Raw genomic sequence first — 12,721 nt, forward strand, 5'->3', positions numbered from 1 at the left:
TCTAGGTGAGAGGGGTGTACTGGGCAGCAGAAAACCGTGACCGGTGGTGGCCCCACACGCGACGTGCGGGGTCACCGAGTGGATCACGGAGCGGGCATAATGACGTCGCGCACCAGTGCGTCGAGGTCAGCGTCTGCCTGCAGGAAGCCGCGCAGGGTCCGGACGGTGCCACCGAAGGTGTCGAACTCCTCCGGGGTCATGCCGTCGGGCTCGTAGGCGCGGACGAACTCGGGGATCGAGAGCAGGGTCTTCATGATGTCCTCGCGCACGGGGATGTCCATGCGCTCTTCCACCTTGTAGTCCGAGTCGTTGATGAGCTTGGCCCACTTGAACGGCGGGGAGACGACGACGTCGCCACCGACGAACTCGGACCAGTGCATGACGTTACGGAAAGCGGCGGAGAGCATGCGGGCGCGCAGGCCGCGCTTCTGGAACTCCTGGTAGGCGCGCTTGAAGGCGGCGACACCGCACCACTCGAGGTGACCCGGATCGATGAACAGGCGATCGCGCTTGGCGACCTCCTTGATCCAGTCGTCGAGGCGGCCCACCATGAGGGTGACGACCGGGCCCATCTGGGAGGTGTCCTTGCCCTCGGCCTCACGGCGCTTGAGGCCGCGCTCGATGGCCTCGCCGGTGACGACGGCCTGAGCGACGGAGAAGGACACCGTCACGTTGATGGAGACGCCGCGGTAGGTGGCCTCTTCGATGGCTTCGACGCCCACCGAGGTGGCGGGGATCTTCACGATGATGTTCTTGGCGAGGTTGTGGAACTCCTCGGCCTGGTCGGCCAGGGCCTTGGCGCTGCGGGCCAGGCGCGGGTCCGTCTGCATGGACAGGCGGCCGTTGCGGCCGTTCTCGGCCTCGAAGATGGGCTCGAGGAGCTTGGCGGCCTCAAGGGACAGTTCGCGCACGACCTGCCAGCCGATCTCAGACTCGGTAGCCTCGGGCATTTCCTTGGCGAGCTCGGCGATGCGGGGCAGCCACACGTCGCGACGCTGGTTGATGCAGGTGTAGGCAATGGTCGGGTTGCAGGTAGCACCGACGCCACCGAAGGAGATGGACTGCGCCAGCTCGCTCGGATCCGACGAATCGTTCCACAGGGCGGTGGGCGTGTTACGCGCGGCGTCCAGAAGGGGGCCGGGGGTGTACTCGATGGACATGGCGGGAAGCACTCCTTTGTGATTGCTTTCGACTTTCTCCGTCGGGAATAAGTCTACGGCGAGCGCATCCGCCTGTCAACAGTTTGTTAGGACAAAGTGTCAATACCCTGTCACTGGGCGAAAAGGCTGGCCTCGAAGGAGTATCGCGATGCGCGGTAGATGTGGTTGCCGTACTCCACGATGCGCCCCGAGGGGTCGTAGGTGGTGCGCTGAGTCGTCAGTAGGGCGGCGCCGCGGTGCTCGGACAGGAGCTTGGCTTCCTTCGTTGTCGCGCTGCGGGCGCCGATCACCTGGCGGGCCGAGGCCAGGGTGACCCCGCGCTCGCGCATCAGGTCGTAGAGGGACGCGGACTCGAGCTCCTGCATGGTCGGCGCGATGTCCGTCGGGATGAAGTTGGTGAGCACTGCGATCGGCTCGTCGTTGGCGAAACGCGTGCGCTCGATGTGAACGATGAGGGTTCCCTCGGTGATCTTGAGGACGTCGGCTTCCTGGGCGTTGGCCGGGCGCGCCTCGTAGCGCTGGATCGTCGTGTGGACCTTGTGGCCGGCGTTGACAAGGTCGCGCATGAGGGAGGTGAGTTCCATGGGGCGGTGGACGTGGCGCGGGGACACGATCGTGCCGACGCCGCGGCGGCGCGTCAGGAGGCCGCGGTCAACGAGGCGCTGGAGCGCCTGTCGTGCCGTGGGGCGGGAGACGTGCAGGCGCGCAGCCATCGAGAGTTCGTCCTCCAGGCGCGTGTCCGCGGGCAGGGCGCCGGAGTTGATGAGCTGTGCGATGGGCTCCGAAATCTGAAAGTACAGCGGCACGGGGGAGGAGCGGTCCAGCGTGATGTCCGGAACGTAGGGGGTGTTCTCCGAGGTGGTCGATGCTTTGGACATGTCAAACCTTCGTGTGCGGCGCGATGGCAGTGTTAATTAAATACGGTTACATAGTATCAGCGTTGATGTCAGGAGGAAGTATGACGCGCTGTTACATATTGTATGGACAAAGTTTGACGATTGCCTGCTGATGGTGCATCCTTGGAGCGAAAGGTTTACGGGCCACCCCAATGGAGAGGAAGGAGGCGCCATGTCTCTCGAGCGCCGCTATGTCGACATTCTGACAATGGGTCGTTCCGGTATTGACATTTTTCCTCTCCAAGTTGGCGCCCACCTCGAAGACGTCGAGACCTTCGGAAAGTTCCTCGGCGGCAGCCCGACGAACGTCGCCGTCGCCGCCGCGCGCCTCGGGCACCGTGCCGGCGTCATCACCGGCGTGGGGGACGATCCCTTCGGCCGTTTCGTGACCCGGGAGCTGGAGCGCCTCGGCGTCTCCTCCGATCATGTCGTCACCGTGCGCGACTTCCACACCCCCGTGACCTTTGCCGAGCTATTCCCGCCGGACTCCTTCCCGCTCTACTTTTACCGCGAACCCAGCGCCCCGGACCTGGAGCTGGGGGAGGATCAGGTGGATTGGGACGCTGTCGAGCGCGCCGGGATCTTCTGGTTTACCGTGACCGGCCTGTCGCGCGACTCCTCCTTCGGCCTGCACCTGCGCGCCCTCGATCATCGCGACCGCTCCAATGGCGTCACGATCCTCGACCTTGACTACCGCTCCAACCTGTGGAGCGGCATGGCTCAGGCGCGTTCGCGCGTCGCAGCCGTTCTGTCCCGCGTGGACGTCGCCGTCGGTAACCGCCAGGAATGCGAGATGGCCGTCGGCGTCTCCGATCCCGAAGGCGCTGCTGATGCCCTCCTCGAGCGCGGCGTTCGACTCGCGATCGTCAAGCAGGGGCCCAAGGGTACCCTCGCTAAGACCGCCGACGAGCGTGTGTGGGTCGATGCCTGGGACGTGGACGTCGTTAACGGGCTTGGTGCGGGGGATGCCTTTGGAGGCGCACTCATTCACGGCCTCGTTGAAGGGTGGGACCTCGAGCGCACGATCCGTTACGCCTCGGCCGCGGGAGCCTACGTGTGCTTGCACATCGAATGCTCGACCGCCATGCCCACCCTTGAGCAGCTGAGCACCTTCGTCGAAACGGGGGGCCTCCCGTAACCCACCCGACCCGCCCCAGCCTCGTCCCCCTTTTCACCCAACGGCACCGATGCCCAACTTTCAGGAGACTACGATGACTCTTCCCGATATCTACGTTCCCGCCGGTTCCTCCGGCCACGGCAATTTCACCGTCGACATTGACCCCCAGCGCGCCGGTTGGGGATTCTCGGGCCTGCGCGTCCTGGTCCTCGAGGCCGGCGCCTCCCAGATCGTCGAGACCGGCGAGGCCGAGCTCCTCGTGCTGCCCCTCGCCGGCGGCGCGACCGTCGAGGTCGACGGGCAGACCTACGAGCTCGAGGGCCGTCGCGGCGTCTTCTCCGGTGTCACCGACTACCTGTACGTCGGGCGAGGCAAGAGCCTGACCATCACCTCGGCCGACGGTGGCCGCTTCGCCTTCCCCTCCGCGATCGCCACCCGCGACATCCCCGTCGCCTACTATCCCAAGAGCCAGGTCCGCGTCGACCTGCGCGGCGCCGGCGACTGCTCGCGCCAGGTCAACAACTACTCCCTGGCCGTCGAGGGCGTCACCACCTCCCACCTGCTGGCCTGTGAGGTCATCACCCCCGGCGGTAACTGGTCCTCCTACCCGGCCCACAAGCATGAGCAGGACTCTGAGGACGAGCGTGAGCTCGAAGAGATCTACTACTTCGAGATCGAGGACGGCCCCGAGGGCTCCAAGGGATTCGGCCTGCACCGCACCTACGGCAGCCCCGGCCGCCCGATCGACCTGTGCTGCGAGGTTCACGACGGTGACGTCGCCCTCGTGCCCCACGGCTACCACGGCCCCTGCGTCGCGGCCCCCGGCTACGACATGTACTACCTGAACGTCATGGCCGGCCCGAACGAGGACCTCGTGTGGCTAGCCCCCGACGATCCGGCCCACCACTGGATCCGCGCGACCTGGGAACACCAGGAAGTGGACCCCCGTCTCCCGATGAACAAGTAAGACAGCCCCGAAAGGATCACCCATGAGCAAAGAAGCCTACAAGGGAACCGTGCGCCTGACGGTCGCACAGGCAATCATTCGCTTCCTGTCCAACCAGTACACCGAGCGTGACGGCGTCGAGCACCGCCTCATCGCGGGCGCCTTCGGCATCTTCGGCCACGGTAACGTTGCAGGCATCGGTCAGGCCCTGCTGCAGAACGAGATCGCGCCCGCCGAGGGCGAGAACCCGATGCCCTACATCATGCCCCGCAACGAGCAGGGCGCCGTCCATGCGGCCGCGGCATTTGCCAAGACGACGAACCGCCTGCAGACCTGGATGACGACCGCGTCGATCGGCCCGGGCTCGCTCAACATGGTCACGGGTGCCGCCACGGCGACGACGAATCGCCTACCCGTCCTCATCTTCCCCTCCGACCAGTTCGCGACCCGCATCCCGGACCCGGTCCTCCAGCAGCTTGAGGATCCGACCTCGCTCGACGTGACCGTCAACGACGCATTCCGTCCCGTCTCTCGCTTCTTCGACCGCATCAATCGTCCCGAGCAGCTGATCCCCTCGCTGCTCAACGGTATGCGCGTCCTCACTGACCCGGCTGAAACCGGTGCCGTCACGATCGCCCTGCCCCAGGACGTCCAGGCCGAGGCCTACGACTGGCCGGTCGAGTTCTTCGCCAAGCGCGTGTGGCACGTGCGCCGTCCTCCCGTCGAGCGCGCCGCACTCGAGCGCGCGGTCGCCAAGATCCGCGCCGCCAAGCGTCCCCTCATCATCGCCGGCGGCGGCACCATCTACTCCGAGGCCTCGGAGGAGCTGCGCGCGTTCGCGGCCGCGACCGGCATCCCGGTGGCGGACACGCAGGCCGGTAAGGGTGCCATCAACTGCGATCACCCCTGCTCCGTGGGTGGCGTCGGTTCGACCGGCGGCGACTCGGGCAACCACCTCGCCGACAAGGCTGACCTGATCATCGGCGTGGGCACGCGCTACTCCGACTTCACGACGGCCTCGAAGACGCAGTTCAAGAACCCCGACGTCTCCTTCGTCAACATCAACATCACGCCTTTCGACGCCGCCAAGCAGAGCGCAGAGATGGTCGTGGCCGACGCGCGCGAGGCCCTCGTCGCACTGACCGAGGAACTGTCCGACTACCGCGTCGATGAGTCCTACACCGCCGAGATCGCCGCCGAGCGCGAGGCCTGGGCCGCCAAGGTGGAGCAGTGCTACCACGTGGGCAACGCCCCGCTGCCCGCGCAGACCGAGGTCTTCGGTGCGCTCAACGAGCTCATGGGTGACGAGGACGTGGTCATCAACGCCGCCGGTTCGATGCCCGGAGACCTGCAGGCCCTGTGGCAGGCGAAGACCCCCGTCCAGTACCACGTCGAATACGCCTTCTCCTGCATGGGCTACGAGGTTCCGGCCGCCATGGGCGTCAAGCTGGCTCGCCCCGAATCCGAGGTCGTCTCGATTGTCGGCGACGGCACCTACCAGATGCTCCCGATGGAACTGGCCACGGTCGCCCAGGAGGGCATTAAGGTCATCTACGTCCTGCTGCAGAACTACGGCTTCGCGTCGATTGGCGCCCTGTCTGAGTCGCGCGGCTCCCAGCGCTTCGGCACGAAGTACCGCCAGCGTGGAGAAGGGTCGCACCTGGAGGATACGGACACGATCGCTGGAGTGGACATCGCGGCGAACGCTCGCTCGTGGGGCATCGACGTGCTCGAGGTCCACACGATCGAGGAGTTCAAGGAGGCATACAAGGCGGCCGCCGCCTCGGATCGTGCGACCATGATCCACATCGAGACCGACCTGATGGGCCCCAACCCGCCCGGATCCTCCTGGTGGGACGTGGCGATCTCGCAGGTTTCCGCGCTCGAGTCCACGCAGCGCGCCTACGAGGATTACCAGCGCGATCGCAAGCCGCAGCGTCACTACCTGTGATGAGCTGAGCGCGTGAGGGGGCGGCCCCGGAGAAATCTGGGGCCGCCCCTCACGTGTTTGTTCGTGGTGCGCGTCGGCATTCGTCGTGAAACGCTCCGTGAAACTGTGGTGCCGTTGATGAGACGGTGATCGCGGTGGGGGAGTGTGTCCGATAGACGGGACAAATGTGTGTTGGTATGTGCTGGAGCTGCTGATATCGCGACATAGGTCCCAGAAACATGCTACTGTTTGTCCTAACAAAGTTGTTCCACCATTCGTGGATGAATGGGAAGAAAGGTAAAACCAATGACAATCAACCTGTGGGTCAATGGCGAAGAGTATGTCGCCCACTCTGACAAGACCATCGACGTCGAGAACCCCGCCACCGGCAAGGTCGTCGATCAGCTGGCCCTGGCTGACAAGCACTGCCTCGACCAGGTCGTCGAGATCGCTCGCCAGGCGCAGAAGGAATGGGCTCGTACCGCCCTGGCCAAGCGCGTGGACATCATGTTCAAGTTCCGTCAGCTCGTCATCGAGCATCAGGATGAGATCGCCGATGCCATCGTGCGCGAGGGCGGCAAGACCCACGGCGACGCCCTCGGTGAGATCGCCCGTGGCCGCGAGACCGTCGACTTCGCCTGCGGAATCAACGCCGCCCTCAAGGGTGAATTCACCGACCAGGCCTCGACCGGCGTGGACGTGCACACCCTGCGTCAGCCCGTCGGCGTCGTCGCCGGCATCTGCCCCTTCAACTTCCCGGCCATGGTCCCCATGTGGATGCACCCGGTCGCTCTGGCCACCGGCAATGCCTTCATTCTGAAGGTTGCCTCGACTGTCCCCAGCGCCTCGCTGATTATCGCACGCCTCTACAAGGAGGCCGGCCTGCCCGACGGTCTGTTCAACGTCATCGCCGGCGACCGCCACCTGGTGACCGACATTCTCACCCATCCTGGCATTGATGCCATCTCCTTCGTCGGTTCCTCCCCGGTCGCGCACATCGTGCAGGACACGGGTGTGGCCAACGGTAAGCGCGTTCAGGCCCTGGGTGGCGCGAACAACCATGCGATCGTCATGCCCGACGCGGACATCGAGTTCGCCGCGCAGCACATCAGCGCCGGCGCCTTCGGTGCGGCCGGTCAGCGCTGCATGGCCCTGCCCGTGATCGTCGCCGTCGGCGGCGTCGAGGAGAAGCTGGTTCCCGCCATCAAGGCTCGCGCCGAGAAGATCGTCGTCGGCCCCGGCACCGACCCGGCCTCGGAGATGGGCCCGGTCATCACCCGCTCGTCCCAGGAGCGCATCACCAAGTGGATCGACGAGGCCGAGGCGAAGGGCGCGACCGTCGTGCTCGACGGCCGTGGCTACCGTCCCGAGGGTGAGGAATACGCGGACGGCTTCTGGCTGGCCCCCACCATCCTCGACAACGTGGATCGCGACCTGAGCGTCTACTGCGAAGAGGTCTTCGGTCCGGTCCTGGTCGTCGTGCACGCCGACACCTATGAAGAGGCTATCGAGATCGTCAACTCCTCCGAGTTTGGCAACGGCTCCGCGATCTTCACCTCCGATGGTGACACCGCCCGCCACTTCGTCGTCGACGTCGAGGCCGGCATGGTCGGCGTCAACGTGCCGATCCCGGTTCCGGTTGCCTACTACTCCTTCGGTGGTTGGAAGGAGTCGCTGCTGGGCGATACCCACATCCACGGCCCCGAGGGTGTGCGCTTCTACACGAAGGCCAAGGTTGTGACGACCCGCTGGCCCAAGCGTGGCGAGAAGGTTGGCTACGTCGGCATGAACTTCCCGACGAACGCCTGAGTCCGATAACTCTGCGAGCGGAGGGGTGGGTGCAGTGTGCCCGCCCCTCCACTCTTTGTATCTTTGTTAGAACAAAAATATTGTGGATGTCAATTGAAAACGTGGATAACGCGGGTTATCATTGTTATATCAACGAAGTGGCGATGCTCAATTGAATGTTTGTACGGTCAAAGGTCTGATTGGGTGAGTGCCTGTCTGGCACGATAGACACATCCGCGCCAGTGGATAGCACGAAGCCTTTTCGACGAAGAAAGAGACGACGATGTCACAAGCAGTCAACACGGAGAATCCTCGCTACTCCAAGCTCACCATCGGTGTGTGCCCCGACCAGTGGGGCGTCTGGTTCCCCGAGGATCCCAAGCAGATGGATCCCCGTCAGGCCTGGCAGGAAATGGCTGAAGCAGGCTTCTCGGTCATCGAAACCGGTCCGTTCGGATACTTCCCGACCGACCCCAAGGAGCTTCAGAAGTGGTGCGATGAGTACGGCATGCGCGTCGTCGCCGGCACCGGCTGGGGCATCCTCCACAAGCAGGAGGCCTGGGCGGACACCATCAAGACGTTCCGCGCGATCGCGGAAACCCACGCGGCCGTCGGCGCCGAGTACATCGTGCACCTGCCTCCGCTCTACCGCGACGACAAGACCTGGGAGTGGACCGATGACCGCGTCCTCTCCGACGATGCCTGGAAGCTCTACGTCGACCATGCCAACGCCCTGGGCCAGATGCTCCTCGACGAGTACGGCCTGAAGATGGTCCTGCACCCCCACGGCGACTCTCACATCGAAACCCCCGAGGAAATTGGCCGCATCTTCGACGCCACGGACCCGACCTACGTCAACCTCTGCCTCGACTCCGGACACGTCGTCTACGGTGGCGGCGACCCGATCGAGCTGTGCCGCAAGTACCCCGAGCGCATCACCTACGTCCACATCAAGGCCTTCGACGAGGACATCACCCGCGAGGCGCACGAGAAGGACTGGCCCTTTGGTGAGGCCGTCACCAAGGGTGCCTCCGTCTGCCCGCCCAAGGGCCTGCCCGAGATGCACGCCTTCGTCGACGCGCTCGCGGACCTGAATAAGGACATCTACTGCATCTGTGAGCAGGACTGCTACCCCTGTGAGCCGTCCTTCCCCAAGCAAAACGCCATCAACATGCGCAAGTACCTGGCCGAGTGCGGCCTGGGCCTGGCCTGAGACACGCTCGACGCATCGTAAGGAGAGAAAGCAATGACTGTTCGTATTGGCCTCATCGGCGCCGGCGGCATGGGCCGCGCCCACGTGGAACGCATCGAGAAGGAACTGGCAGGCGGTAAGGTTGTGGCCGTCGCCGACCTCAACCTGGAGGGCGCGAAGGCCGTTGCCGAGCCCCTGGGCGCAACCGCCTACGGCAGCGGCGCCGAGCTGATCGCAGACCCGAATGTCGACGCGGTCCTCATCGCCACCTTCGGCAAGGTCCACGCCCCCGACGTCATCGCCGCCGTCAAGGCCGGCAAGTACGTGCTGTGCGAGAAGCCCCTGGCTACCACCGCCGAAGACTGCATCGCCATCATGGAAGTGGAGCAGGAAGCCGGCAAGAAGCTCGTGACCGTCGGCTTCATGCGCCGCTTCGACAAGGGCTACCAGGAGATGCGCGCTCTGCGCGAATCCGGAGAGCTCGGCTACGCCACCCTCGTGCACTGCCGCCACCGCAACCCCACGGTTCCCGAGGGCTACACGACCCGCAACATGATCGACGACACGGCGATCCACGAGATCGACGCGTGCCGCTACCTGCTGGGCGAAGAGATCGTCTCGGTGCGCATCGACACCCCGCGCGCCACCTCCCGCCGCTTCGAGCACCTGCAGGATCCGCTGGTCCTCGTCGCCAAGACCGAGTCCGGCGTCCTCATCGACGACGAGGTCAACGTCAACATCCAGTTCGGCTACTCGATCGAATGCGAGCTCGTCCTCGAGGCGGGCACGATCCGCCTCGGCGACCAGGAGCACACCTACGTGCGCGACTCCCTGGGTAACCGAAACGCGATCTGCTCCAGCCACATCGACCGCTTCCACGACGCTTTCAACGCGGAAGTGCAGCAGTGGATCCGCGCCGTCGAGCGCGACGAACACACCGGATCCGACTCGTGGGACGGCTACGCCGCCACCGCAGTCGTCGACGCAGCCATCGCCTCCCTCGAGGATGGCGGCCGCGAATACCCGGTGACCCTCATCGAGCGCCCGTCCCTGTACGAGCGCTGACAAAACTCGAGGTCGGGGCTGGCCCGATCGGATGCGGATACCCAGCCCCGGCCTCGTCCCACGAACCTAGAAAGGAAGACATCATGGTGGATATCGCCCTTGACCCGAACATGTACTACCCGACGCACAGCCCGACGCAGGTGCTGTACAAGGCGGCGGAACTCGGTTACGAATTCATCGAGATGTCGCCCCTGGCCCCCGTGCACTTCTGGCACCACTACCCGAAGGCCGACGACGCCCTCATCGTGGACCTGAACCGCGCCCAGCGCGACTCCGGCGTGCGTATCCGCACCCTGAACCCCGTGTTCAACTGGTCTTCCACCGACGAGGCCGAGCGCAACGCCCAGGTGCGTAACTGGCGCCGCCTCCTCGAAATCGCCGACCAGCTCGACGTGCGTGAGATTACCTCGGAGTTCTCGGGAGACCGCAACACTCCGCGCCAGTGCGAAGCCCAGTGGTACCGCTCCATCGAAGAACTCACCCCCGACTTCGAGCGCTACGGCATCCGCCTCAACATGGAGGCGCACCCCTATGACTTCATCGAAACCCACGACGAGGCCATGCTCCTCGTGCGCGGAGCCAACAAGGACTGGATCGGATACGAATACTGCTGCCCGCACACGTACCACCTGTCCAAGGGGGCCGGAGACGTGGAGCGCATGATCCGCGACGCCGCTGACGCCGGCAAGCTGCGCGAGGTCCACATCGCCGACGTCTTCAACCATGCCGCGAACGATGGCAACCGCTACATCGTCAACCCGCCCGGTGCCGACGTCACCGTCCACCAGCACAACGAAATCGGTTTCGGTGAGGTGCCGTGGGAGACGGTCTTCTCGACCCTGCGCGACATCAACTTCGACGGCGTCCTGTCCGTGTGCGTCTTCGGATGGCACGAGCGCGCGGATGAGATCAACAAGAAGGTCCTCGCGCGACTGCAGGCCGAACTGGGCTGATCACCCTTTTACTTAGAAAGCTCCAACGACGAAGCAATAGGAGAACCACATGTCACACGGTCCAACGATTGACGAATACACGCCCGATAAGGTGCGCGAGCTCGTCGAGACGACCCCTGCCTCCGGCAAGAAGCGCTCCCTGGGCGCGATCGCTGCCGTCGCCACGCTGGGTTCGCTCCTCTTCGGCTACGACACCGGCGTAATCGCTGGTGCCCTGCCCTACATGTACATGCCGGGTCACGCCGGTGGCCTTCAGATGACCACCTTCGAAGAAGGCTGGGTCGGCGGCCTGCTGTGCATCGGCGCCGCCGCCGGCGCGTTCTTCGGCGGTCGCCTGTCCGACCGATACGGGCGTCGCCACAACATCACGCTGCTGGCCATCGTCTTCCTGTTCGGCGCCATCGGATGTGCGATCGCCCCGAACATCTGGGTTCTCTACCTGGCGCGCATCATCCTTGGCTTCGCCGTCGGTGGAGCCTCCGCGACGGTTCCCGTCTTCCTCGGCGAAACAGCGCCCAAGCGACTGCGCGGCGTCCTCGTCGCGACCGACCAGATGATGATCGTTTTCGGCCAGTTCCTGGCCTTCTCCATGAACGCCGTCATCGCCCGCCTGCAGAGTGGCCCCACCGTGCACCTGACCGGCGACGCCGTGGATGCCTCCGGTCACGTGCTCGGACAGGCCGGAACCTCCGTCGCATGGGAAACCGTCCAGGCCGCCGTCAACATCGCCGACGTTACGGGCGGCGGGAACGGCATGACCTGGCGCTACATGCTCATCCTGTGCTCGCTGCCCGCCATCGCCCTGTGGGTCGGCATCCGCATGATGCCCGAGTCCTCCCGCTGGTACGCCGCCAACCTGCGCATCGCCGATGCCATCGGCTCCCTCAAGCGCGTGCGTGACGAGAAGAAGGACGACGTTGCCGGCGAGCTCAATGAGATGCTCGAGGTCCAGCGCGCCGAGTCCAAGCAGGAGAAGTGGTCGCTGTCCCAGATCCTCAAGGTCAAGTGGGCCCGCAAGCTCCTCTACATCGGAATCATTCTGGGTATCGCCGACCAGCTGACCGGTATCAACACGGCCATGTACTACACGCCGAAGATCCTCAACGCCGCCGGCGTTCCCATGGAAGACGCCATCACCCTGAACGTCGTCTCCGGTGGTATCTCCGCGATCGGTTCCGCCGTCGGCCTGTGGCTCGTCGCCCGCTTCGCGCGCCGCCACGTCGGCATGTACCAGGAGCTCGGCATCACGATCTCCCTGGCTGCCCTGTCCGCAGTGTTCGCCTTCTTCATCAGCCCCTACCTGGATGCCGACGGCAACATCTCCGGCGCTCCGAACTTCGCGCCCTGGCTGGTTCTCGGCATCGTCTGCCTCTTCGTGTTCATCAAGCAGTCCGGCACCGTGACCTGGGTTCTTGTCTCCGAGATCTACCCGGCTGCCGTCCGTGGCAGCGCCCTCGGTATCGCGGTGGGCACGCTGTGGCTCGCCAACGCGCTCGTCTCCGTCATCTTCCCGCCGCTCATGGCGACCGTCGGTGGCGCCGGCACGTACGCGATCTTCGCGGCCATCAACTTCCTCTCCTTCCTCTTCTACTGGAAGGTCGTCCCCGAGACGAAGTTCCACTCGCTGGAGGAACTGGAGCTGAAGTTCCAGAAGGACTACTCCTGATCGGGATT

Annotated in this window: 10 protein-coding genes; 8 read left to right on the forward strand and 2 right to left on the reverse strand. The window is 64.8% G+C overall.

All coding sequences use genetic code 11. The annotated features are described in order from the left end of the window. Positions 1-83 precede the first annotated feature (83 nt). Both FBF35_RS02895 and FBF35_RS02900 read right to left on the reverse strand, forming a co-directional pair. Positions 84-1,160, reverse strand: a complete 1,077-nt coding sequence (locus tag FBF35_RS02895) for a transaldolase family protein (RefSeq protein ID WP_060566536.1) — start codon at positions 1,158-1,160, stop codon at positions 84-86. A 110-nt stretch (positions 1,161-1,270) separates the two neighbouring features. After that, on the reverse strand, positions 1,271-2,038 hold the full coding sequence (locus tag FBF35_RS02900) for a GntR family transcriptional regulator (protein ID WP_060566537.1): 768 nt from the start codon (positions 2,036-2,038) through the stop codon (positions 1,271-1,273). 190 nt (positions 2,039-2,228) lie between these two features. Between FBF35_RS02900 and iolC the strand changes: the two genes are divergently transcribed. The 8 genes from iolC to FBF35_RS02940 all read left to right on the forward strand — a co-directional run bounded on the left by iolC (position 2,229) and on the right by FBF35_RS02940 (position 12,713). After that, a complete protein-coding gene (iolC, locus tag FBF35_RS02905; RefSeq protein WP_060566538.1) occupies positions 2,229-3,194 on the forward strand; it encodes a 5-dehydro-2-deoxygluconokinase in 966 nt (321 codons plus the stop codon). A 73-nt stretch (positions 3,195-3,267) separates the two neighbouring features. Continuing rightward, the gene (iolB, locus tag FBF35_RS02910; protein ID WP_060566539.1) at positions 3,268-4,140 is read left to right on the forward strand and encodes a 5-deoxy-glucuronate isomerase; all 873 of its coding nucleotides are present in this window, start codon (positions 3,268-3,270) and stop codon (positions 4,138-4,140) included. A 22-nt stretch (positions 4,141-4,162) separates the two neighbouring features. Then, on the forward strand, positions 4,163-6,070 hold the full coding sequence (gene iolD / locus FBF35_RS02915) for a 3D-(3,5/4)-trihydroxycyclohexane-1,2-dione acylhydrolase (decyclizing) (protein ID WP_060566540.1): 1,908 nt from the start codon (positions 4,163-4,165) through the stop codon (positions 6,068-6,070). A gap of 285 nt (positions 6,071-6,355) precedes the next feature. Then, on the forward strand, positions 6,356-7,858 hold the full coding sequence (locus tag FBF35_RS02920) for a CoA-acylating methylmalonate-semialdehyde dehydrogenase (protein ID WP_060566541.1): 1,503 nt from the start codon (positions 6,356-6,358) through the stop codon (positions 7,856-7,858). 262 nt (positions 7,859-8,120) lie between these two features. Then, on the forward strand, positions 8,121-9,050 hold the full coding sequence (locus FBF35_RS02925) for a sugar phosphate isomerase/epimerase family protein (protein ID WP_060566542.1): 930 nt from the start codon (positions 8,121-8,123) through the stop codon (positions 9,048-9,050). A gap of 33 nt (positions 9,051-9,083) precedes the next feature. Further along, entirely contained in the window at positions 9,084-10,094 is a 1,011-nt protein-coding gene (locus FBF35_RS02930; RefSeq protein WP_060566543.1) for a Gfo/Idh/MocA family protein, read from the forward strand. Between the two features lie 83 nt (positions 10,095-10,177). Beyond that, positions 10,178-11,047 (forward strand): sugar phosphate isomerase/epimerase family protein, encoded by an 870-nt coding sequence (locus FBF35_RS02935; RefSeq protein WP_060566544.1) that lies wholly within the window; start codon positions 10,178-10,180, stop codon positions 11,045-11,047. 49 nt (positions 11,048-11,096) lie between these two features. Continuing rightward, positions 11,097-12,713: an MFS transporter gene (locus tag FBF35_RS02940; protein WP_060566545.1), complete on the forward strand. Its 1,617-nt coding sequence runs from the start codon at positions 11,097-11,099 to the stop codon at positions 12,711-12,713. Positions 12,714-12,721 lie beyond the last annotated feature (8 nt).

The organism is Schaalia odontolytica (genome assembly GCF_005696695.1).
Classification (GTDB): Bacteria; Actinomycetota; Actinomycetes; order Actinomycetales; family Actinomycetaceae; genus Pauljensenia; species Pauljensenia odontolytica_C.